Annotated in this window: 18 protein-coding genes and 1 pseudogene; 14 read left to right on the forward strand and 5 right to left on the reverse strand. The window is 61.3% G+C overall.

Going from position 1 to position 22,985, the window contains the following annotated elements; all coding sequences use genetic code 11:
• Positions 1 to 23 precede the first annotated feature (23 nt).
• The 3 genes from folD to B7X30_RS02215 form a co-directional block, all read right to left on the reverse strand.
• The gene (gene folD / locus B7X30_RS02205) at positions 24 to 884 is read right to left on the reverse strand and encodes a bifunctional methylenetetrahydrofolate dehydrogenase/methenyltetrahydrofolate cyclohydrolase FolD (RefSeq protein WP_286728812.1); all 861 of its coding nucleotides are present in this window, start codon (positions 882 to 884) and stop codon (positions 24 to 26) included.
• A 68-nt stretch (positions 885 to 952) separates the two neighbouring features.
• Positions 953 to 1,567: a response regulator transcription factor gene (locus B7X30_RS02210; protein ID WP_013106583.1), complete on the reverse strand. Its 615-nt coding sequence runs from the start codon at positions 1,565 to 1,567 to the stop codon at positions 953 to 955.
• Positions 1,568 to 1,622: 55 nt separating this feature from the next.
• A complete protein-coding gene (locus B7X30_RS02215) occupies positions 1,623 to 4,058 on the reverse strand; it encodes a PAS domain-containing sensor histidine kinase (protein ID WP_041609281.1) in 2,436 nt (811 codons plus the stop codon).
• A gap of 333 nt (positions 4,059 to 4,391) precedes the next feature.
• Between B7X30_RS02215 and aceE the strand changes: the two genes are divergently transcribed.
• The 3 genes and pseudogenes from aceE (at position 4,392) to lpdA (ending at position 10,207) form a co-directional block, all read left to right on the forward strand.
• Positions 4,392 to 7,112, forward strand: coding sequence for a pyruvate dehydrogenase (acetyl-transferring), homodimeric type (gene aceE, locus B7X30_RS02220; RefSeq protein WP_286728813.1), 2,721 nt, complete (start codon positions 4,392 to 4,394; stop codon positions 7,110 to 7,112).
• Positions 7,113 to 7,150: 38 nt separating this feature from the next.
• The gene (locus B7X30_RS02225; protein ID WP_286728814.1) at positions 7,151 to 8,452 is read left to right on the forward strand and encodes a dihydrolipoyllysine-residue acetyltransferase; all 1,302 of its coding nucleotides are present in this window, start codon (positions 7,151 to 7,153) and stop codon (positions 8,450 to 8,452) included.
• A gap of 13 nt (positions 8,453 to 8,465) precedes the next feature.
• Positions 8,466 to 10,207: pseudogene (lpdA, locus tag B7X30_RS02230) on the forward strand (dihydrolipoyl dehydrogenase).
• Between the two features lie 53 nt (positions 10,208 to 10,260).
• Here lpdA and B7X30_RS02235 read toward each other — a convergent pair.
• Entirely contained in the window at positions 10,261 to 10,926 is a 666-nt protein-coding gene (locus B7X30_RS02235; RefSeq protein WP_286728815.1) for a C40 family peptidase, read from the reverse strand.
• Between the two features lie 84 nt (positions 10,927 to 11,010).
• On the opposite strand from B7X30_RS02235, the gene acuI reads away from it, so the two are divergent.
• From acuI to soxB, 10 genes are all read left to right on the forward strand, one after another.
• Positions 11,011 to 11,988, forward strand: coding sequence for an acrylyl-CoA reductase (NADPH) (acuI, locus tag B7X30_RS02240; protein WP_156054669.1), 978 nt, complete (start codon positions 11,011 to 11,013; stop codon positions 11,986 to 11,988).
• A gap of 92 nt (positions 11,989 to 12,080) precedes the next feature.
• Positions 12,081 to 13,973 (forward strand): propionate--CoA ligase, encoded by a 1,893-nt coding sequence (locus B7X30_RS02245; RefSeq protein ID WP_156054670.1) that lies wholly within the window; start codon positions 12,081 to 12,083, stop codon positions 13,971 to 13,973.
• An 83-nt stretch (positions 13,974 to 14,056) separates the two neighbouring features.
• Positions 14,057 to 14,455: an ArsR/SmtB family transcription factor gene (locus B7X30_RS02250; RefSeq protein ID WP_013106575.1), complete on the forward strand. Its 399-nt coding sequence runs from the start codon at positions 14,057 to 14,059 to the stop codon at positions 14,453 to 14,455.
• A 12-nt stretch (positions 14,456 to 14,467) separates the two neighbouring features.
• Positions 14,468 to 15,847 carry a sulfite dehydrogenase gene (gene soxC, locus B7X30_RS02255; RefSeq protein ID WP_156054671.1) on the forward strand — a complete coding sequence of 460 codons (1,380 nt, stop codon included), beginning with the start codon at positions 14,468 to 14,470 and terminating at the stop codon, positions 15,845 to 15,847.
• Positions 15,825 to 16,949: a c-type cytochrome gene (locus B7X30_RS02260; protein WP_156054672.1), complete on the forward strand. Its 1,125-nt coding sequence runs from the start codon at positions 15,825 to 15,827 to the stop codon at positions 16,947 to 16,949. The genes soxC and B7X30_RS02260 overlap by 23 nt, the downstream gene beginning before the upstream one ends.
• 50 nt (positions 16,950 to 16,999) lie before the next feature.
• A complete protein-coding gene (gene soxY / locus B7X30_RS02265) occupies positions 17,000 to 17,473 on the forward strand; it encodes a thiosulfate oxidation carrier protein SoxY (protein WP_013124560.1) in 474 nt (157 codons plus the stop codon).
• 104 nt (positions 17,474 to 17,577) lie between these two features.
• A complete protein-coding gene (gene soxZ, locus B7X30_RS02270; protein WP_013106571.1) occupies positions 17,578 to 17,889 on the forward strand; it encodes a thiosulfate oxidation carrier complex protein SoxZ in 312 nt (103 codons plus the stop codon).
• 8 nt (positions 17,890 to 17,897) lie between these two features.
• Positions 17,898 to 18,800, forward strand: a complete 903-nt coding sequence (soxA, locus tag B7X30_RS02275; RefSeq protein WP_232054309.1) for a sulfur oxidation c-type cytochrome SoxA — start codon at positions 17,898 to 17,900, stop codon at positions 18,798 to 18,800.
• Positions 18,801 to 18,816: 16 nt separating this feature from the next.
• Positions 18,817 to 19,467 carry a sulfur oxidation c-type cytochrome SoxX gene (gene soxX, locus B7X30_RS02280; RefSeq protein ID WP_156054673.1) on the forward strand — a complete coding sequence of 217 codons (651 nt, stop codon included), beginning with the start codon at positions 18,817 to 18,819 and terminating at the stop codon, positions 19,465 to 19,467.
• A gap of 83 nt (positions 19,468 to 19,550) precedes the next feature.
• Positions 19,551 to 21,290: a thiosulfohydrolase SoxB gene (soxB, locus tag B7X30_RS02285; protein WP_286728816.1), complete on the forward strand. Its 1,740-nt coding sequence runs from the start codon at positions 19,551 to 19,553 to the stop codon at positions 21,288 to 21,290.
• A 33-nt stretch (positions 21,291 to 21,323) separates the two neighbouring features.
• On the opposite strand, the gene B7X30_RS02290 is transcribed toward soxB, so the two are convergent.
• Positions 21,324 to 21,470 (reverse strand): hypothetical protein, encoded by a 147-nt coding sequence (locus B7X30_RS02290; protein ID WP_286728817.1) that lies wholly within the window; start codon positions 21,468 to 21,470, stop codon positions 21,324 to 21,326.
• On the opposite strand from B7X30_RS02290, the gene pbpG reads away from it, so the two are divergent.
• Positions 21,469 to 22,950 carry a D-alanyl-D-alanine endopeptidase gene (gene pbpG / locus B7X30_RS02295; RefSeq protein ID WP_286728818.1) on the forward strand — a complete coding sequence of 494 codons (1,482 nt, stop codon included), beginning with the start codon at positions 21,469 to 21,471 and terminating at the stop codon, positions 22,948 to 22,950. The two genes, B7X30_RS02290 and pbpG, sit on opposite strands and share 2 nt — an antisense overlap.
• The last annotated feature ends 35 nt before the right edge of the window (positions 22,951 to 22,985 follow it).

Here is a 22,985-nt window from a genome sequence, read left to right on the forward strand (position 1 = left end):
TCGGGTCGGGGACGAGGCTGAAATTATGGGCGGGCGTGGGCTCGCTCGCACGACTCCAGGGTATTGACCAGCAGCATCGCAATGGTCATGGGCCCGACGCCGCCGGGCACCGGGGTGATCCAGCCGGCGACTTCGCTGACACCGTCGAAATCCACATCGCCGCAGAGCTTGCCCGCTGCGTTGCGATTCATGCCCACGTCGATCACCACGGCGCCGGGCTTGACCATGTCGGCGGTGATCAGGTTCTCGCGCCCGACGGCGGCCACCAGAATATCGGCCCGGCGGCACACCGCAGCCAGATCGGCCGTGCCGCTGTGCGCGATGGTTACCGTCGCATTGGCCGCCAGGAGCATCAAGGCCATCGGCTTGCCGACAATGTTCGAGCGGCCCACCACCACCGCCGACTTGCCGCGCAGATCGCACAGGCCGATGGATTCGAGCATTTTCATGCAGCCATAAGGCGTGCAGGGCTTGAAGCCGGGCTGTCCTACCATCAACGCCCCTGCGCTGGCGACATGAAAGCCGTCCACATCCTTGGTCGGTGCAATGGCTTCGATCACCTTGTTGGCGTCGATGTGGCGGGGCAGGGGCAATTGCACCAGGATGCCGTGGATCGCCGGATCGGCGTTGAGCGCGGCGATGCGCTGCAGCAGCGCGGCTTCTTGCAGGTCGGCGGCGTATTGCTCCAGCACCGAGTGGATACCGGTCTGCTCGCAGGCCTTGATTTTGTTGCGCACATAGACCTGGCTGGCCGGGCTGTCGCCCACCAGAATGACGGCGAGGCCGGGGCGATGTCCCGCAGCGGTGCAGGTCTGCGCGCGCTGCGCGACCTGCTGGCGGATTTGGGCGGAGAGGGCGAGACCGTCGATGCGTTGGGCTGTCATGGGAATGGGCTTGGAAAAATGCACCACGCCCGCGTGGTGCGGGCGTGGTGCATGGGGAGGGGATGGATTTATTTCGGTGCGCCCAGCGCAATCTTGAGCAGATCGGCCACGGTGCTGACGTTGAGCTTTTCCATAATGTTGGCACGGTGCGCTTCAACGGTCTTGATGCTGATGTTGAGATCGTCGGCGATCTGCTTGTTCAGCCGTCCGGCCACGATGCGTTCGAGCACCTGCGACTCGCGCGCAGTGAGTCGGCCCAGCAGGGCGCCGCGGCTGGCTTCGGCCTGTTGCTGATCGGCGGTTAGACGCGCTTTCTGCAGCATGCGATCGACGAGGTCGCGCAGCACGACTTCGTTGAACGGTTTTTCGATGAAGTCGATTGCGCCCTTTTTCATGGTGTCCACCGCCATCGGCACATCGCCGTGGCCGGTGATGAACACCAGCGGCATGCTGCAGCCGCGATGCAGCAATTCATCTTGCAGCTCCAGGCCGTTCATGCCGGGCATGCGCACGTCCACAATGAGGCAGGCGACTTCGCGCGGGTCGAAACGGGTGAGGAAACTTTCGGCGGATTCGAAGCAGCGCACGCGGTAGTCGTTGCCTTCGAGCAGCCACTGCAGCGAATCGCGCACGGCCTCGTCGTCATCCACCACATACACGGTACCTTTGTTGGCTGTTTTCATGAGCAATCGAGAAGGATGGGGAAGTGATGAGAAGTGGGGCTTCAGTGGCCGGGGATCACAAGCGGGACGGAAGGAAGTCGGGATGCGCGGAATCGCCGGAGGGAGCCGGTGGCCGAGGCCGCTCTTTGGGGGCTCCGAGCGGCAGGGTGAAGCTGAAGAGGCATCCGGCAATCACCGACTGATTGTAATAATTCTCGGCCCAGAGACGGCCCTGGTGATACTCGATGATCGAGCGGCAGATGTTCAGGCCGATGCCCAGGCCTTCGGCCTTGGTGGTGTAGAAGGCTTCGAACAGTCGCTCCATCACGGCTTCATCGATGCCGGTGCCGTGATCTTTGACGGTGAAAGTCACCCGCTCGGCATCCGACATGATCTTGAGCTCGATGCTGCGCAGATTGCCTTGCCGCCCGGCCTTGTCCACCGATTCGGCCGCATTGCGCAGCAGGTTGAGCAGCACCTGCTCGATCAGAATCGGATCGGCGTACAGCGTGGGAATGCCGGGAGCGACGAAGTTGAGCAGCCGTACATTGCGCCGGGTGAGCTCGATTTCGGCCAGTTCCAGGGTGTTGCGCACAATGTCCTGCACGCGGCACGACACCCGCGCGGGCTCGCTCTTTTTCACAAAGTCGCGCACCCGTTTGATGACCCCGGCGGCCCGCTGCGCCTGCCGTCCTGTTTTTTCCAGCGCATCGATCAATTCCTGCTGGGTCATGCCGTGCGTCTTGACGCGGGCGATCATGCCCGAGGAATAGTTGCTGATGGCGGTGAGCGGCTGGTTGAGCTCGTGCGCCAGCGACGAGGCCATCTCGCCCATGGTGATCAGTCGGCTGGTGATCTGGGCCTTCTCTTCCTGCTTGCGCGCGGTTTCCTCGGCGCGCTTGCGGGGCGTGATGTCGGTGGCGATCAGCAACTGGGCCACCCGGCCGTCCACCCATTGCATATAGCGCTGGCGCACGTCGAACCAGCGGTCGAGCGCTTCGACGTGGGTTTCATGCGCGTTGGAGTGGCCGTCGAGGATTTCGTCGGCGGGCAGGCCGGCAAACGAGTCGACGGTGTCGACATGATCGTCGTCGGCCACCGAGGTCATCTGCCCGCCATTGAGCATGAGGTGGCCATGCACAGACGCGCCGAACCACTGCCGGTAGAGCTTGTTGGCGAACAGCGGCTCTTCGGTGCCCAGCGAGATCACCGACACCGCGGCGTCCAGCCCTTCGAGCACGGCGACGAAACGCTCGTGCGAGGCGGCGAGTTCCTGCCGGATGCGGGTGGGCTCGGTGATGTCGGTGACCGACATGATCCAGCCCGTCTGCTTCTCGCGCACGTCGATCAGCGGCGAGACATAGACCCGCGCGTCGAACTCGCTGCCGTTCTTGCGGCGGATTTTCAGCGCGAATCCCGAGGGTGGCGCCAGGCCATCGAGGCTTTGCTGAATGGCCAGGGCCATTTCAGCGCCTTGTTGCGCGGGCCAGTAGGGGTAGGGCGGCTGGCTGCCGATCAGGTCGCTGTCTTCAAAGCCGGTCATGCGGCAGAACGACAGGTTGACATATTGAATGCGGCCCTGCATGTCCACCGCCTGCATGCCGGTGGAGAGCGAGTTTTCGATGGCGCGGCGAAAGGCGGTTTCGCGGGTGAGCGCCTCTTGTGCGCTCAGGCGTTGGCGCAGCTGGTTCCAGCTCGTCAATAACGTCCACAGGGTGAGCGCCGACAGCAGGAACACGCTCCAGTACAGGCCCTTGGTCGTCCAGCTCGGGCTGCTGCGATAGCTGCTGACCTGCAGCACCAGCCCGGGCTCGAACGGGGGCAGGGGTGCGCGGTACTGCAGCGCCTTGTCGCGTATGGGCTGGCTTGAAGCGCTGTCGAGTAGCTGGTTGTCGGGGCCGAGGAGCGAAACGGCATAGCTGGCATTGAGGTCTTCCGGCACCGAGTTGCGCAAGATGCCGTCGACGGAGTAAACCACGCCCACCACGCCGGCGAGCTGGTCGTTGCGCACCACCGGCGTGGCGGTTTCGAGCAGCCAGCCGTTGTCGGCGCCCTTGAAGGGTGTTGAGTACGCGGTGCGCTGACTGACCAGCGCCTGCTGCATGAGTTGCAGGCTGTTGGCGCGCTTGAGTGTCTTGCCCACCAAGGTGGCGATCTGCTCGGTGGCGAGGTTGGGGTTGCCTTTTTTGAACACCACGGCGCCATCGGGATGTGCGTAGTACACCAAAAGCAACTGCGGATAGCGTCGCAGCAAGCGCAGTGCCTGCACGTCGAACGGCCCGGGTCGGTCTTCATGCAGAGAGAGGTTGTTGGCGATGGCCTGCACTTGGTCCTGCGCGAGGGTGAGGTCGAGGCTGATGCGTTGCTGCGCCCATTCGCTATCGCGCTGCAAATTGTCTTTGTCGCGTTGCAGGTCGGCCTGCTGCGAATAGCTCACCAGCGCGGCCATGGCCGCCAGAAACAGAATGAAGACGACAAGAGGCAGCACCAGCAGCACACGGTCGGACTGCATGCGTCGCAGCTGCGCGCGCGCGCGCAACAGCCCGAAGCGCTGCGGCCAACTGCGACGGCGGAAAGTGGGAACGTGCTTTGAAGGATTCACAGGAGCAGTCTAGAGTGTCTGGAAAACAGAGCCCTCAAATGTCGGCCCTGCGTTTTGTCGAGAACCGCCCGGTAGTTGAGTTGACCAGCAGATTTTGCGTTGACGCAGTTCGATCTTCAAACGAGGCAAATGGGTGAAAGAAATCGGCCAAAACCGCGCCTTTAATTTCACGATGCGAAATCAAATCTTGTGATTTGAAAAATTGTTTGCGATACTGCGCCACAAATTCATGAGGAGAACATGATGGCCGCCTTACCCGAGATGCAACCCAGCTCACTTTCCGCCGCCGCGGGAGATGCCGATCCCCAGGAAACCCGAGAGTGGTTGGATGCGCTGGACGCGCTGATCGCCGCCGAAGGCCCGCAGCGGGCGCATTTCGTCCTCGAATCGCTGATCGCCGAAGCGCGGCAGAACGGCGTGGACGTGCCCTTCTCGGCCAACACCGCCTACGTCAACACCATTGCCACCGACGACGAGGTGCGCAGTCCGGGCAATGTTGAGATCGAGGAGCGGCTGCGCGCCTACATGCGCTGGAACGCCATGGCGATGGTGGTGCACGCGAACCGTCTGCATCCGGCCGATGGAGGCGATCTGGGCGGGCACATGGCTTCGTTCGCCTCGCTGGCCACCATGTATGGCACTGGCTTCAACCATTTCTGGCACGCGCCCACAGCCGAACACGGCGGTGATCTGATTTACTTTCAGGGCCATAGCGCGCCGGGCATCTACGCCCGCGCCTATATGGAAGGGCGGTTGACGGAAGAGCAGCTCCTGCATTTCCGCCAGGAAGTCGGCGGCAAAGGGCTGTCGAGCTACCCCCACCCCAAGTTGATGCCGAACTTCTGGCAATTCTCAACAGTGAGCATGGGGCTGGGGCCGATCATGGCGATCTACCAGGCGCGCTATCTCAAGTATCTGCACGCCCGTGGCATTGCCGATACCTCCAAGCGCAAGGTCTGGGCTTTCTGCGGCGACGGCGAAATGGACGAGCCCGAGGCGCTCGGCGCCGTGGGGCTGGCGGCGCGCGAAAAGCTCGACAACCTGGTGTTCGTCATCAACTGCAATCTGCAGCGCCTCGACGGCCCGGTGCGCGGCAACGGCAAGATCATCCAGGAGCTCGAGGCCGAGTTCCGCGGCTCGGGCTGGAACGTCATCAAACTCATTTGGGGCTCTTACTGGGACCCGCTGCTGGCGCGCGACAAAGACGGCATCCTGCGTCAGGTGATGATGGATGTGCTCGACGGCGACTATCAGGCGATGAAGGCCAATGACGGCGCCTTCGTGCGCAAGCATTTCTTCGGCCGCGACCCGCGCCTGCTCAAGATGGTCGAGCACATGAGCGACGAAGACATCTGGCGCCTGAACCGCGGCGGCCACGATCCGCAAAAAGTCTATGCCGCCTTCCACGCTGCGGCCAACCATCAGGGCGGCCCCACGGTGCTGCTGGTCAAGACCATCAAGGGCTATGGCATGGGCCGCGCGGCCGAGGCGCGCAATGTGGCGCACCAGGTCAAAAAGCTCACCGATGAAGACATTCGCGAATTCCGCGACCGTTTCAACATCCCGGTGCCCGACAGCGAACTGCCCAAGCTGCCGTTCTTCAAGCCGGCCGACGACACGCCGGAAATGAAGTACCTGATGGAGCGTCGCAAGGCCCTGGGCGGCCCGCTGCCGCAGCGCCGCGAAAAGGCCGACGAACATCTGCCCATGCCCGATCTGAAAGAGATTTTCCAGCCCATGCTCGAAGCCACGGCCGAGGGCCGCGAAATCTCCACCACCCAGGCTTATGTGCGCTGCCTCAACCAACTGCTGCGCGACAAGACGCTGGGCCCGCGCGTCGTGCCCATTCTGGTGGACGAAACCCGTACCTTCGGCATGGAAGGGCTGTACCGGCAGATCGGCATCTACGCGCCGGAAGGACAGAAATACACCCCGGTCGATCGTGGCGAGGTGATGTATTACCGCGAAGACAAACAGGGCCAGATCCTGCAGGAAGGCATCAACGAAGCGGGCGGCATGTGCTCGTGGATCGCCTCGGCCACCAGCTACTCGCACAGCAACCGCATCACCATTCCGTTCTACATCTTCTATTCGATGTTCGGCTTCCAGCGCATCGGCGACCTGATCTGGGCCGCGGGCGACATGTTGGCGCGCGGCTTCCTGCTGGGCGGCACCTCCGGGCGCACCACGCTCAACGGCGAAGGGCTGCAGCACGAAGACGGCCACAGCCAGGTCATGGCCGCCAACGTGCCCAACTGCATCAGCTACGACCCGACCTTCGCCCACGAGGTGGCCGTCATCCTGCATGCGGGTCTCAAGCGCATGGTCGAGAATCAGGAGAACGTGTTCTATTACCTGACCCTGCTCAACGAAAACTACGCCCAACCCGGGCTGCAGCCGGGCACCGAAGAGCAGATTCTCAAGGGCATGTATCTGTGCAAGCCGGGCAAGGCCGAGGTCAAGCAGCGCGTGCAGTTGCTCGGCTCCGGTTCCATCCTGCGCGAAAGTCTGGCGGCGCAGGAACTGCTGGAAAGCGACTGGGGCGTCGCCGCCGACGTGTGGAGCTGCCCGAGCTTCAACGAACTGGCGCGTGATGGCAAGGCCGCCGAACGCTGGAATCTGCTGCACCCGACCGACAAGCCGCGCGTGCCCTTCGTCACGCAGCAGCTCGACAAGCACGCAGGCCCGGTGGTGGCCAGCACTGACTATGTGCGCCTGTTCGCCGAACAAATTCGTCCCTTCCTGCCCAAGGGACGCAACTACCGGGTGCTGGGCACCGACGGCTTCGGCCGCTCGGATACCCGCACCGAACTGCGCCGCCACTTCGAGGTCGATCGCCACTACATCGTGCTGGCTGCGCTGCGCGGTCTGGTCGATGAGGGCGCGCTGCCTGCGTCCAAGCTCACCGAGGCCATTGCCAAGTACGGCATCGACACGGAGAAGGTGTTCTCGCTCTACGCCTGAACGACCGCCGAACGCACACACAACAGGAGACACCCAACATGGCCGTCGTCGAGGTCAAGGTCCCCGATATCGGGGACTTCAAGGATGTGGAAGTGATCGAGGTTCTGGTGAAGGCCGGAGACCAGATCGCGGTCGATCAATCGCTGGTCACGGTGGAGAGTGGCTCGGTCTTGCTCGAGCTCGACGCCGCAGGCGCCGCCGACGCACCGCCCGCCGCAGAAACTCCGTCCGCTCCGGCCGTTCCAGCAGCAGCCGAGCCTGCGCAGCCCGAGGCATCGCCCCCGGTCGCGCTGCCTCCTGCGGCGGTTGGCGTGGGTTTCGCCTCCGAGCCGCGTCACCACACCCCGCCTACCGCCGCGTTGCCGGTGCACGAGCCTGCGGCATCCGCTGCGCTGCTGCCGCACGCTTCGCCGAGTGTGCGCAAGCTGGCGCGTGAACTCGGCGTGCCGCTGGCGGAAGTCAAGGGCAGCGGCAGCAAGGGCCGCATCACCGCGGAGGATGTGCAAGCCTTCGTCAAGGCGGTGATGTCAGGCCAGACCGTGACTCAGGCTGCGGCTGTGGCGGGAGTCGGTGCGGGCAAGGGCGCAGCCAGCCTGGGCGGGCTCACGCTCCTGCCCTGGCCCAAGGTGGATTTTGCCAAGTTCGGCCCGGTCAGCAGCCAGCCGCTGTCGCGCATCAAAAAGCTCTCGGGCCCCAATCTGGCGCGCAACTGGGCGATGATTCCGCATGTCACCCAGTTCGACGAGGCCGACATCACCGAGCTGGAAGAATTCCGCAAGAGCAGCAACGAACGCATGGCCAAGCAAGGCGTGAAGCTCACCATGCTCGCCTTTGTGATGAAAGCCTGCGTGACGGTGCTCAAGCAAATGCCCGCATTCAACAGTTCGCTCGATGAAAGCGGCGAGAACCTCACTCTGAAGGACTACATCCACCTGGGTTTCGCGGCCGATACGCCGCAAGGCCTGGTCGTGCCGGTGCTCAAGGATGTGGACAAGAAGGGCCTGGCGCAAATCGCCAAGGAAATGGGCGAGCTGGCCGCGACGGCGCGCGAAGGCAAGCTCAAGCCTTCAGACATGCAGGGCGCGACCTTCACCATTTCCAGCCTGGGCGGTGTGGGCGGAACGGCCTTCACGCCCATCATCAATGCGCCGGAAGTGGCCATATTGGGGCTGTCCAAATCGCAGATCAAACCGGTCTGGGACGGCGCCGCATTCCAGCCACGGCTGATGCTGCCGCTGTCGCTGTCGTACGACCACCGCGTCATCGACGGGGCGATGGCCGCGCGCTTCACCACCGTGCTCGGCGAGTTGCTCGCCGATCTGCGGCGTGTGCTGATCTGACCGGGAGCACGATATGGCCATCATCGAAGTCAAGGTTCCCGATATCGGGGACTTCAAGGATGTGGAAGTGATCGAGGTTCTGGTGAAGGCCGGAGACCAGATCGCGGTCGATCAATCGCTGGTCACGGTGGAGAGTACAAGGTGAGCGAAGGCACGGTTTTGCTGGAGCTGGACGCTGCGTGTGCGCAGGCAAGCGCCGAGACTACGCCCGCGCCGCCCGCGCCTGCCGCCGCGCCGACAAACACGGCGCCACAAACCTCACCCGCGCCGCAGGCTGCCGCAGCGTTCTCTGGCAAGGTCGATGTGGAGTGCGACGTGCTGGTGCTCGGCGCTGGCCCCGGGGGATATTCCGCAGCATTTCGCGCCGCCGACCTGGGCCTGAAGGTGGTGCTGGTCGAGCGTTACGCCGCTTTGGGGGGCGTGTGCCTCAACGTCGGCTGCATACCCAGCAAGGCGCTGCTGCATGTGGCCGCAGTCATGGACGAAGCGGCGCATTTCGCCGACCTCGGGGTGGAATTCGGCGCGCCCAAGGTCGATCGCGCCAAGCTGGCGGCGCACAAGGCCAAGGTGGTGGGCAAGCTCACCGGCGGTCTGGCGGCCATGGCGAAAATGCGCAAGGTCACCGTCGTGCGCGGCTATGGGGCGTTCATCGACGCGCACCATGTGCAGGTCGAACTCACCGAGGGCGAGGGCCAGAACAAGACCGGCGCCACGCAGACGGTGGGCTTTCAGCGCGCCATCATCGCGGCCGGCAGTCAGGCGGTGCGACTACCCTTTTTGCCCGATGACCCGCGCATCGTCGATTCCACCGGCGCGCTCACTCTGGAGCAGGCGCCGAAGAATATGCTCATCGTCGGCGGCGGCATCATCGGGCTGGAGATGGGCACGGTGTATTCCACGCTGGGCGCGCGTCTGGATGTGGTGGAAATGCTCGACGGCCTCATGCCCGGTGCCGACCGCGATCTGGTGAAGGTCTGGCAGAAACTCAACGCCAAGCGCTTCGACCGCATGATGCTCAAGACCAAGACGGTGGCCGCCGAAGCCAAGCCTGACGGCATCTGGGTGACGTTTGAGGGCGAAGGCGCTCCTACCGAGCCGCAGCGCTACGACCTGGTGCTGCAAGCCGTGGGCCGCGCGCCCAATGGCCGCAAAATCGCGGCCGACAAGGCAGGTGTAGCGGTGAACGAGCGCGGATTCATTCCGGTGGATGCGCAGTTGCGCACCAACGTGCCGCACATCCATGCCATTGGCGACATCATCGGTCAGCCCATGCTGGCGCACAAGGCGGTGCACGAGGGCCATGTCGCCGCCGAGGTGTGCGCGGGCGAACTCAAGGGCGACGACGCGCTGGCGAAGTCGGCCTTCGACGCGCGGGTGATTCCCAGCGTGGCCTATACCGATCCGGAGATCGCCTGGGTCGGCCTGACCGAAGACGCAGCCAAAGCGCAAGGCATCGCCGTGACCAAGGGGCTGTTTCCGTGGACGGCATCGGGCCGGGCCATCGCCAACGGGCGTGACGAGGGTTTCACCAAGCTGTTGTTCGATAAGGCGACTCACCGCATCGTCGGCGGCGGTATTGTCGGCACGCACGCGGGCGACCTTATCAGCGAAATCGCTCTGGCGATCGAGATGGGGGCGGACGCGGTGGACATCGGCCGCACCATCCATCCGCATCCCACACTGGGCGAATCCGTGGGTCTGGCGGCTGAGGTAGCAGAGGGCAGCTGTACCGATCTGCCGCCGCCACGGCGATAAAAAACGGGCCTCGGCCCGTTTTCTAGCTGCTCAGAAGCGGGTGCCGAGCTCGCTTATTGCCCCGCCTGTGCCGCAGCATCGCTCGGGCTGCTGCCGGGGTCGTCTTGCGCGACTTCGGTCTGCGGGCTCGTCATGATGCGGCGCGCGCCGTCGAAGCGTTTGGCCCAGTAAGGCGAATCGAGATTTTCGACGCGCACAGTCTGGCCTGGTCGGGGAGAGTGAATGAACTGACCATCGCCGATGTAAATGCCCACATGCGAGAAGGCTCGGCGCAGCGTGTTGAAAAACACCAGATCGCCCGGTTTGAGCTGGCTTTCTGGAATCTTTTCTCCTTCGTGCGCCTGCTCCGCGGCGTTGTGCGGCAGCACCGTGCCCAGCGTTTCCTGATAGACGTAGCGCACAAAACCCGAGCAATCGAAGCCGCTGCGCGCAGAGTCGCCGCCGTAGCGATATTTCACGCCCAGAAAGCTCAGTGCATTGACCACCAAGTCGGAAGCCCGGGTGGAGACCTGATGCACAAAGCCGTTTTGCGTCAACCATTGGCGCAGTGAGGCGTCGTCGCGCTGGGCGTTTTGCACGTCTTGCACCGCTTTTTCAGAGGGCTGCGCCGGGTCGATCTGGGGCAGCACACGCGGGCCGGCCCAGACTGAGGTGATGCCGCACGGTCCTAACAGGCAACAGGTCAAGGCAATCTGGGCGAACAAGGGGTTGACACGCATAATCGCGTGAATTTAGATAGAACGCTTGAATGTGTCAATCATTGTGCAGTGCAAGAAGCATTGCCGCCTCAACGGGAAAACACGATGTTCACTGCCTGGAAACTCAATCAGACCGATCAAGGCTTCAGTGCCACCCTGGCGGCATGGCCAGACGAAGAACTCCCTGCGGGAGACGTGACCGTCGCGGTGGAATATTCCACCCTGAACTACAAAGACGCGCTGGCGCTGACCAACCGCGGCCCGGTCGTGCGGCGCTGGCCCATGGTGCCGGGCATCGACGGCGCAGGCACGGTGCTTGAAAGCACGCATGCCGACTGGCAGCCTGGCGACCGCTGGGTGCTCAACGGCTGGGGCGTGGGCGAAACGCATTGGGGCTGCCTGAGCCAGCGAGCGCGGCTCAATGGAGACTGGTTGATCCGGCTGCCCAAGGCCTTCACCGCGCGACAGGCTATGGCGTTGGGTACTGCCGGTTATACCGCGGCGCTGTGCGTGCTGGCGATCGAGCGGCATGGCGCGCTTCCCGCGCAGGGCAGCGTGCTGGTGACGGGGGCAAGCGGTGGCGTGGGCAGCGTGGCCGTGGCGCTGCTGGCCAAAATGGGATGGACGGTCGTGGCGTCAACTGGCAAGTTGCAGGAGCAAGCCTATTTGCGCGCGCTCGGGGCCGCTGAGGTGATCGACCGCAACACGCTTTCGTCGCCCGGCAAACCGTTGCAGAAAGAGCGCTGGGCGGCGGTGGTGGATACGGTGGGCAGCCACACCCTGGCCAACGCCTGCGCACAAACCCGCTGGGGCGGCGTGGTGGCCGCGTGCGGACTGGCGGGAGGCATGGATTTCCCAACCACGGTGGCGCCCTTCATTCTGCGGGGCGTGACACTGGCGGGAATCGACAGCGTGATGCAGCCGCAGTCGGCTCGGTGCAAAGCCTGGCAGAAGCTGGCCGATCTGATCGATGCGCCGATGCTCGATCAGATCGCTCACGACATCCCGCTCGATCAGGCTCAAACCGCTGCGCAAGAATTGCTCGACGGCAAAGTGCGGGGTCGGCTTGTGGTGAAGATTTGATCGCGGCTCCCCTCAGCTCATCGATGAGTCAGTTCGGCGTCAGCGCCCATTCCTAGGCTGGGCCGCATTCATACAAAACAGGAGACAGTGCGATGATTGATGCGTCTTACGCCGATTTTTACCGCCGCAGCGTCGATTCACCCGAAGCTTTCTGGGCCGAGCAGGCGCAGGCCATCGATTGGAAAAAGCCGTGGAACAGTGTGCTCGACCGCAGCAAACCGCCATTCTCCGCCTGGTTTTCGGGGGGCTTGACCAACCTCTGTCACAACGCGGTCGACCGCCATCTGCCGGAGCGCGCCGGGCAAGCCGCGCTGGTGTATGTGTCCACCGAAACGGGCCAGGAGGTGAGCTATAGCTACGCCGAGCTGCACCGTGAGGTGCAGATCATGGCGGCCAGTTTGCAGAGCCTGGGCGTCACCCAGGGCGACCGGGTGCTGATCTATATGCCGATGATTCCCGAGGCGGTGTTCGCCATGCTGGCCTGCGTGCGTCTGGGCGCGGTGCATTCGGTGGTGTTCGGCGGGTTCGCGTCGGTGAGCCTTGCGGCGCGTATCGATGACGCGCAACCCAAAGTCATCGTCAGCGCCGACGCTGGATCGCGCGCGGGCAAGGTCGTGTCGTACAAACCCTTGCTCGACGAAGCGCTGCGTCTGTCGCAGCATCCGCCCGAGCAGGTCATCGTGGTCGATCGCGGGCTGGCGGATTGGGCCCGGCAGCAGCCGCGCGATGTTTCCTACGCCGATTTGCGTACCCGGCACGCCCGGGCGGAAGTGCCCTGCGTCTGGGTCGATTCCACCCATCCGAGCTACATCCTCTATACCTCGGGCACGACGGGCAAACCCAAGGGCGTGCAGCGCGATACCGGGGGCTATGCCGTGGCGCTGCAACTGTCCATGCGCGTGATTTTCGGCGGCCAGCCCGGGGAGACGTTTTTCTGTACGAGCGACATCGGCTGGGTTGTGGGGCATAGCTACATCGTGTATGCGCCCTTGCTCTCCGGCATGACCACCATTCTGTACGAGGGCACCCCCATCCGCCCGGATGCCGCTGTGTTCTGGCGCATCGTCGAGCAGTATCGCGTCAATCAGATGTTCTCCGCCCCAACCGCCATGCGCGTGCTCAAGCGCCATGACCCCGCGCTGTTGCAGCGGCACGACCTGTCGAGTCTGCGTGCCATTTTTCTCGCGGGCGAGCCGCTGGACGAACCCACTGGCCGCTGGGCCGCCGAATCGCTGAACAAGCCGGTGATCGACAACTATTGGCAAACCGAAACTGGCTGGCCCATTCTGGCAACCCCGCTGGGATTTCCCGACGTGGCTTCTCGCATGGGCTCCCCCGGCGTTTCCATGCCGGGTTACAAAGTCTGCCTGCGCAACGAGACAGACGGCGAGCCGGTCGCTCCCGGCGAAAAAGGCGTGGTGGCGATCGACTGGCCGCTGCCGCCCGGTTGTCTGCAAACCATCTGGGGCGACGACGCCCGTTTTGTGGATACCTACTGGAGTACATACCCGAACCGGCAGGTGTATTCCACCTTCGACTGGGGCCGTCAGGACGCCGACGGCTATCTCTACATCCTCGGTCGCACCGACGATGTCATCAATGTGGCCGGACACAGGCTCGGCACGCGCGAAATCGAAGAGAGCATCAGCGCGCATCCCGCAGTGGCCGAGGTGGCCGTCGTGGGCGTGCAGGATGCACTCAAAGGACAAGCCGCCTGGGCCTTCGTGGTTCTGCGTCCGGGGCAGGATAATGTGACTGCGCAGGCCAGTCAGGCCTCCATCGCCGCCCACGTCGACGCCCAACTCGGCGCCGTCGCCAGACCCCAGCGCATCTGCCTGGTGACGGCACTGCCCAAGACCCGCTCAGGAAAAATGTTGCGTCGCGCGATCCAGGCGATTTGCGAAGGCCGTGACCCCGGCGACCTCACTACACTGGAAGACCCGCTTGCCCTTCAGCAAATTCCTGATGCAATTGCGCGTCCCTGACTAGGGAAACTCCTAGCCGCCAAGGGTGGACAAGCCCCGTCAGGGTTTGAAAAATATCAGTGCTTGCTTATAAGCAAATTCATATGCCACAAACTGACACGCTCCCGGAACTGGTGACGTCGCCCGCAGATGATCTCTCGGTCGACGCGGATCGGGTGTTCGATTCCGCCGCCGAGCTCTTCGGCGTCCTCGCCACCCCCCTGCGCTTGCGCATCCTCAATTCCATCTGTACAGGCGAAAAAAGCGTGACAGAAATCATGGACTCGGTCGATTCGACCCAGCCCAACGTGTCCCAGCATCTCAAGGTGTTGTATCAAGCCGGTGTGGTCGCCAAGCGCCGCGTCGGTAATCTGGTTTATTACCGTGTGCAGAGCGAGAAGGCAGTGCAGTTGTGCCGGACCGTGTGTACTCAAATTGCCATCGAGCTCGACGATCCTGAATCGGTTTCGCAGACGGATCGCCTGGCCCGACGTGCCTACTAAGCGAGAAAGAGGATGAGTGACTACACAAAAAAGCTAGGCCGGCTGCGTAAAGCACCGGAAAACTTCCTGAGCGCTGAGCAGATCGCCCAGGTTCAGGGAGGTCGCCGCGACTTTTTGCGTAAAGCGTTTCTGACGGCCAGCGCCACCATGGCCGCTGGCGGTGCAGCGAACGTCTACGCAGCCGATCGCAAAGACTGGGAGGGTGACAAGGGCAGCAAGTTCATCCTGAAAGAGCAGGAGTGGCGCACCACTCTGGGCGCTCCGGTGAACGAGCCGCCTTACGGCATGCCGTCCAAGTACGAAAAGGACTTGGTGCGCCGCATCAGTCCGGGTCTGGCTGCGGTGAATCAGGCCAACGTGGCCTTTGCGCCGCTGCAAGGCATGTTCGGTATCGTCACGCCGGCGGGTCTGCACTTCAACCGCTCGCACCAGGGCTGGTACGACATCAATCCGGAAGACTTCCGCTTCATGGTGATGGGTGAGAAGAATCTCATCAAGAAGCCCAAGGTCTATACCGTGGGCGACATCATGCGCATGCAGCCGGTGTCGCGCTTCCACTTCATCGAATGCGGCGCTAACTCCGCGATGGAATGGGGCAACGTGGCACTGCCGACCGTGCAATATACGCACGGCATGGTGTCCTGCTCCGAGTTCACCGGTGTGCCGCTCATCGACATTCTCGAAGACTGCGGCGCCGACCTCAAGGGTGTTCGCTTCATCATGGCGGAAGGCGCTGACGGCTCGACCGAAAACCGCACCATCCCGATGTCGCTCGTGCTGTCGGGTGAGGTGCTGGTGGCCTACGGCCAGAACGGTGAAATGCTCCGCCCGGAAAACGGCTACCCGCTGCGTTTGGTGGTGCCGGGGGTCGAAGGCGTTTCCAACATCAAGTACCTGCGCCGCATCAAGCTCGGTACCCAGCCTTTCGCCACCAAGGACGAAACCGTGGGCTACGTCGATCTGATGCCCGATGGCCGTCTGCGTCAATACACCTCGGTCATGGAAGTCAAGTCGGTGATCACCTCGCCGTCCGGTGGTCAGGTGTTGTTGGACAAAGGGCTCTACAACGTCTCGGGTCTGGCTTGGTCGGGCCGCGGCAAAATCAAGCGTGTCGATGTCTCGTTCGACGGCGGCGTGAACTGGCAGCCCGCGCGTCTTGAAGGGCCGATCCAGAGCAAGGCATTCACTCGGTTCAATGTGCCTTGGGTTTGGAAGGGGCAGGTCGCCTTCCTGCAAAGTCGCGCGATTGACGAAACCGGCATGGTGCAGCCCACCTATGAAGAACTGCGCAAAGTGCGCGGTACTCGGTCCGTCTATCACAACAACGCAATCCAAACTTGGCAAGTTGAAGAAAATGGAGATGTTCGCAATGTCCAACTCGCGAATTCGTAAAGCCGCGCTGGCGGTCATTCTGGGAGGAATGTTTGTCGGCGGCGCCACGGTGGCCTCGGCGGCGGGCATGCCCGTCCATCCCCAAGTCCCCGCAAAGGACCTGAAGCTCGATGCCACCCTGGGTCGTACGGCAACGCCCGATGAAATCAAGGCCTGGAACATCGACGTTCGCCCTGATTTCGCCGGCCTGCCGGTCGGTCAAGGCAGCGTGGCAACCGGCACCAAGCTGTGGGAGGCCAAGTGCGCTTCGTGCCACGGTGACTTTGCCGATTCCAACGCGGTGTTCCCGCCTCTGGTCGGTGCCTACCAGGCCACCAAGCAGGACATCAAGACGGGTCGTGTCGCCAAGTTGGCGAACACCAATGATGGCGCAACCACCATTGAAAAGCTGTCCACGGTGTCCACGCTGTTCGACTACATCCACCGCGCCATGCCTTGGAACGAGCCGGGCTCGCTGACCTGGGACGACACTTATGCGCTGGTGGCCTACCTGTTGAACCTGGCCAACGTGGTGCCCGGCAACTTCGTACTGACCCGTGACAACGTGCAACAAGTTCAGGACATGCTGCCTAACCGCAATGGCATGATCTGGAACCACGGCATGTGGCCAGGCAAAGAGATCGGGAATGGGGGTATCCCGGATACCCACAACACGGATTGCATGAAAAACTGCGCACCAGCTCCCAAAATCACCAGCTTCATTCCTGAGTTTGCGCTGAACAATAACGGCAATCTGGCAGATCAGTACCGCACCTGGGGTCCGATCCGCGGCATGATGACCGAATCTGCGGCAGAGCAGGAAAAGAAAGCCAAGGAAAAAGCCGCGGCGGACAGCAATCCTGACGCCAAGGTGGTTGCTCTTTTGAAAGACAAGTCCTGCCTGGCCTGCCATAGCTTGGGTGACAACAAGCTGGTCGGCCCAGGTTACAAGGAAGTCGCTGGCAAGTATGGCGGCAAAAAAGATATGGTCGCCGAGTTGACCACACGCATCATCAAGGGCGGTTCAGGTGTGTGGGGCTCTATCCCCATGCCGCCGCAAACCATCAGCGAAGGCGATGCCAAGATGATTGCGCAGTGGATTGTCGACGGCGCGAAGCAGTAATACGTTATCAAGATACAGGTACTGTCCTGTTCACTTTAAGGAGAAGACTGATGAATCAAACTCGTCGCCAGGTCATGCAGATTGGTGCAGGCGCAGCCGCCCTGGGCGTTGCTGCAACCGCTGGTCTCATGCCCAATATTGCCCTGGCTGCTGACGCTCCGGGTTGGAATGCGCCCCTGTTCGAAGCCAAGTCGTTTGCCGACGCGGCCAAGATCTGGGGTGGAACGCCTACCGAAAGCACCGATGTCAGCATCATCGGTCCGGACATCGCCGAAAACGGCGCTGTTGTGCCCGTGGGTGTGAAAAGCAATGCAGCCGGTACCACCGCGCTGGGTATCGTGATCGAAAAGAACCCGACGGTCCTCGCCGGCATGTTCAACATGACCGACGCTTCGGTGCCCAACGTGGCCACCCGCGTCAAAATGGCGCAGACCTCCAACGTCTATGCCGTGGCCAAGGTTGGCGACAAGCTGCTGTTCAGCAAAAAAGAGATCAAGGTCACGCTGGGTGGTTGCGGCGGCTGATTAGCCTGCGGCAACCCGATCCCACGCGATCCAGCAACCCGATCTATTGATACCGTTTTGAATTTTGCTGATTCCAGCAACACACCTATTTAAGGAGTAACACGATGGCATTTCCGATGCGTATGCGGGCGAACGTCGAAGGCGACGCTGTGGTCGTTCGCGTTCTGATGACCCACCCCGAAGAGACCGGCCTGCTGAAAGACAAAGCTGGCCAAATCATTCCCGCCCACTTCATTCAGTCCGTCACCTGCAAAAATGGGGACAAGACCGTGATGACCTGCGACTGGGGCACGGCCATCTCCAAAAACCCGTTCCTGGAGTTCCGTTTCAAGGGCGGTAAAGCCGGTGACAAAGTGACTGTGTCCTGGATCGATAACAAGGGCGATACGTCCACTGCAGACACCACGGTGTCTTGATGCATCTCATGCGCGAAGCCGAACGGCTTTGCGCATTCTGGTTTATTCACCGCTGCGAGGAGACTATGAGAAACCGTACAAAAAAGACGGCCATCTTGGCCGGGGTTGCGCTACCCGCCATGCTGTGGGTCGGAGGATTTGCCGTACAGGCAAATGCGGCTTCACTGACCAATGAGGGCAATCAATATCTAGCCCTGATGAACGAAATGGGCGGTAACCCCGCTGATTTCAATATCGATGACGGCAAAAAACTTTGGACCGAAAAACGCGGCCCAAAAAATGCCTCGATGGAACAATGCAATCTGGGCCTTGGTCCCGGGGTGCTGAAGGGTGCGTATGCCCAGCTTCCGCGTTACTTTGCTGACACCGGCAAGGTGCAAGATCTGGAGTCCCGCCTGATTACCTGCATGGAAACCCTGCAAGGCTTTACTGAGCAGCAAGCTGAGCATGATGCTTTCGCCAAAGAAAGCGGCAATGCGACACCGCTGGTCAACATGGCGATGTATGTTGCCCATGAATCTGACAATATGAAAATCGCCATTCCGCAAAACACGCCGGAAGAAAAATTGGCGTATGAGAATGGTAAAAAGCTGTTCTTCTATCGTGGCGGGCCCTTCAGTTTTTCTTGCGCCACCTGTCACTCCGAGAAGGATAAGCGGATCAAAATCTCCGCATTGCCTGATCTCGTTGACACTGGGCCCAAGGGCGCTGCAGTGTCTTACGCGACATGGCCAGCTTACCCCAACTCGCAAGGTGTAGCTCGTACGCTTGAATGGCGCATGCTGGCTTGCTTCCGTCAACAACGCTTCCCCATGCCCAAGATGACTTCGAATGCGGTCATCGACCTGATTACCTACATGGGTGTGAATTCGAATGGCGCTACCCTGCACACGCCTTCGTTCAAGCGCTGAGACCTGAGGAGACAACATGAAAAGAACCACTTTGTTCGTACTCATGACGGCAGCGGCCGGAGTTCTTGGCGGCTGCGCAGGCATGAATCAATCCGCCTCTGAGGGGGGCAACCCGTTTGCGACAGCCTCCTTTCAGAGCATTCTGAAAAATGACTTTGCCCCGAAGGGACAAGCTAAACTAGATCGCCTGGTTCAGACCAAGCAGCAGTATGAGTGCTCTAAATATGAGTATCTCGGAAAACCCATGCCTGCCGAAATGAGCAAAAAACTCGAATCTGAGGCTATGGCGGGTATCGCCTATCCCAAGGATGGTAAATTCCTGGGAGACTGGAAGGCGGGCCTGAAGATTGCACAGGACGGCAAGGGCAAGCAATGGAGTGACAATCCTGACAAGCCTAGCGGCGGAAATTGTCTGGCCTGCCATGAAATGGTCAAGAATGATCCTTCGCAAGGCAATATCGGCCCTTCACTGGTGGACTACGGAAAACTTCGCGGCAATAGCGAGGCCATCCTGAAGTACACCTGGGGTCGGATTTATGATTCTTCAGCTTACAACGCATGCAGCTGGATGCCTTCATTTGGGGCGCACCATATTCTGACCGAGCAGCAGATGAAGGACGTAATGGCGCTTCTGATGGATCCGAAGTCTCCCGTTAACGCCAACTAATAATAAGAAACTTAATTTGAGTGGCGCCCGCCTGATCGCTATTGATTTGGCGGGTTTTTTATTTTTTTGATGAGGATATTTGAATGAGCCTGACCCGTCGTGAATTTATGGGTGTATTGGCAGCTGCTGCGGCCACCGGTTTTCCCATGACCCGCGAGGCAACCGCCGCGGAAGTCAAAAGCCTGTACAACCCGCCCAAGAGTGGCAATGTGCATTTTCTGCACATGACGGATAGTCACGCGCATTTGCGTCCCGTGTATTTTCGTGAGCCGAATGTGAATATCGGTATTGCCGGAATGGAAGGGCACCTGCCCCACCTTGTGGGCACGAATTATTTGAAGCGGGTCGGCTTCAAGCCGAATACCCGTGAGTCTTATGGTTTCACCTATCTCGATTTCGTGCGCGCGGCCAAGCAGTACGGCAAGATGGGTGGTTATGCCCATATCGCGACCCTGGTCAAGCAATTGAAGGCTTCGCGGCCGGGCGCCTTGTTGCTCGACGGCGGCGATACCTGGCAAGGCACAGCCCTATCGCTGTGGACCAAGGGACAGGACATGGTCGACGCTCAGTTGAAACTGGGGGTGGACGTGATGACGGCGCACTGGGAATTCACCTACGGCCAAGACCGCGTGAAAGAGATCGTCAACAAGGATTTCAAGGGCAAGATCGATTTTGTCGCGCAGAACGTGAAGACGGCGGACTTCGGCGACCCGGTTTTCCCGAACTATGTGATGAAGCAGATGAATGGCGTACAGGTCGCCATCATCGGGCAGGCTTTCCCCTACACGCCAATCGCCAATCCCGGCTATCTGATCCCCGACTGGACTTTCGGCATTGATACCGACCACATGCAAAAGGTGGTCAAGGAAGTGAAGCAGAAGGGCGCCCAACTGGTTGTGGTGATCTCTCACAACGGTATGGACGTCGACCGCAAGATGGCCAGTCTGGTGGAGGGCATCGACTGCATTTTCGGTGGGCACACCCATGATGGCGAGGCCGTCGCGGTGGAAATCCGCCGTCCTTCTGGCGGTATGACCCTGGTGACCAACGCTGGCTCTCACGGCAAGTTCATGGGCGTCATGGACTTCGATGTTCGCGGTGGCAAGATGGTGGGCTACAAGTACAAGCTCCTGCCGGTGTTCTCCGAGTTGTTGCCAGCCGACCCTGAAATGGAGGCCTTGATCACCAAGGTGCGGGCGCCGTACGAAAGCAAACTGACCGAAGTGCTGGCGCACACCGAAGGTTTGCTGTATCGCCGTGGCAATTTCAACGGTACGTGGGACCAACTGGTGGTCGATGCGATGCTGGCCGTTCGTGGTGGCGATCTCGCGTTCTCGCCGGGTTTCCGCTGGGGCGGAAGTTTGCTGCCGAACTCTCCTATCACCCGCGAAGACATGATGACGCAGTTGGCCATCACCTATCCGTACTGCACCCTGTCCGAGATGACGGGCGAGACGGTCAAGAACGTGATGGAAGACGTCTGCGACAACCTGTTCAATCCGGATCCCTACTACCAGCAGGGTGGTGACATGGTGCGTCTGGGCGCGTTGGAGTACAGCTGTGCCCCGAAAGAAAAAATGGGCAACCGCATTCAGGACATGCGTCTGGGCGGCAAGCCGCTCGATCCCAAGAAGACCTATAAGGTCGCGGGATGGGCGCCGGTTCAGCAGGCCAGCGCAACACCCGACAACCCGCCGATCTGGGATATTGTCGAGGAGTATCTCAAGCACCAGAAGGTCATCAAGCCCTTGAAGGTGAATGAGCCCAAGCTCATCGGCGTGAAGGGCAATCCGGGCCTGGCGAACTACAACAAGATGTTCTGAACTCGCTGATTGCAGCGCATAAAAGCGGCCCGCTCAACGCAGCGGGCCGTTTGCTTTGGCTGCGAACGTGCTGCGTTTAGCCGCCACTTGAGAAACACAAGCCAAGTTTTTGATCTTGCTTGTTATTGCAGCCTTTGATAGGCTGGTCACATTATTTTCATCTTGCCTTGCGGTCATCATGCAGTCTTCCTTTTTTCACTCTCCTGAGAAACACGATGGGCCTTCCCAAGGGGTTCTCACCTTCTTGGGAAGATGGACGCCGAAGGGGAGACTCGGGGGCGCTCTGTTGTACTGGCCGGGCGTTCTGGTGGCGGCGTTGTTCGCCCTGTCCTTGATCGCGACGCCCGCTTTCGCGGCGATCAGCAAAGAAACGACCGAACGGCCGACTGCTCAGAAGCAGGTCGCCAAGAAACCAGCGACACGATCAACTCATCAAGTGCGATCAGCTGGTCTTTCAAAGAAACGCGGCAAAGCCGAGGCGAAGACTGAGCCGGTCAGGAAAGTCACAGCGAAAGAGCGAGAGGCTCGGCGGGTTGCGGTGGATAAGCGCGCGCATCCCAGTGCCCGACCGATCGTGGCCAAGTTGCGTCAGGCCGCGGCGTCCAAGCGTATCGCTGTGACTGTGCGCAACAAGGAGGCGCGCACAGGTCAATTGCCAGCCACGCGGCTTGCCGCTGAGAAACGCCGTCCGGATCCGCTCGTTTTGAAAACGGCCCTGATGACCGGGGCGGCCTCATCCGTGGTGCGCGCAACGGATGAATTGCAGATCTCGCCAAAGTCCACTGCAGCGAACGACGACCCGCTGAGTTTGCGTTCGGGTTCCGCTCTGGTCGTTGACGAGGGAACGGATCGCGTGCTTTTGAGCAAGAACGCCGATACTGCGCGCCCGATTGCCTCACTCACCAAGCTGATGACCGCCGCGGTGATTCTCGATGCGCATCAGCCAATGGATCAGATCATCGAAATCACCGATGCCGATATCGACACCCTGAAGTGGAGCTCCTCGCGCTTGCGCCCCGGCACGAAACTCACGCGGGAAGAACTGCTCAAGCTGGCCCTGATGTCCTCTGAAAACAGGGCGGCGCATGCTTTGGCGCGCAACTATCCCGGGGGCTTGGCGGCCTTCATACCTGCGATGAATGCCAAGGCGCGTTCTTTGGGCATGAATACCACGCGGTACGTGGAGCCGACCGGCCTGTCGCCGCAGAACGAATCGACCGCACATGATCTCGCGCTGCTGGTCAAGGCGGCGTATCACTATCCCCTGATCCGCGAGTTTTCCACCCATCCCGAGAGCGAGGTGGAGGTCGGCCCGCGCACACTGCAATTCCGAAATACCGATCATCTGGTCTTCAACCGCGGGTGGGACATCCTGCTGCAGAAAACCGGCTACATCAACGAAGCGGGGCATTGCCTGGTGCTGCAGACCAAGTTTGAAGGGCGCCGAGTGATTGTGGTGCTGCTCGATGCGTGGGGTAAGTATTCGCATTTTGGCGATGCCCAGCGCATCCGTACCTGGCTGGAAGCCAAGGGTTTCGACGCCCTGCATGATCCGGTTGCCCGTACAGGGGCGTTGCCTGCCCGAGGGCCGGAAAACGCCGCGGCCTTGGTGCGGACCGCCTTTGTGGAAAAGCCGTCATCCGCCGACCTTGGCGAGTGAGTTCAACACCGCGCGTTTTGGGGCGCGGTCGCCGA

The sequence above is a fragment of the Thiomonas sp. 13-64-67 genome (assembly GCF_002282795.1).
In the GTDB taxonomy this organism is placed as follows: domain Bacteria; phylum Pseudomonadota; class Gammaproteobacteria; order Burkholderiales; family Burkholderiaceae_C; genus Thiomonas; species Thiomonas arsenitoxydans.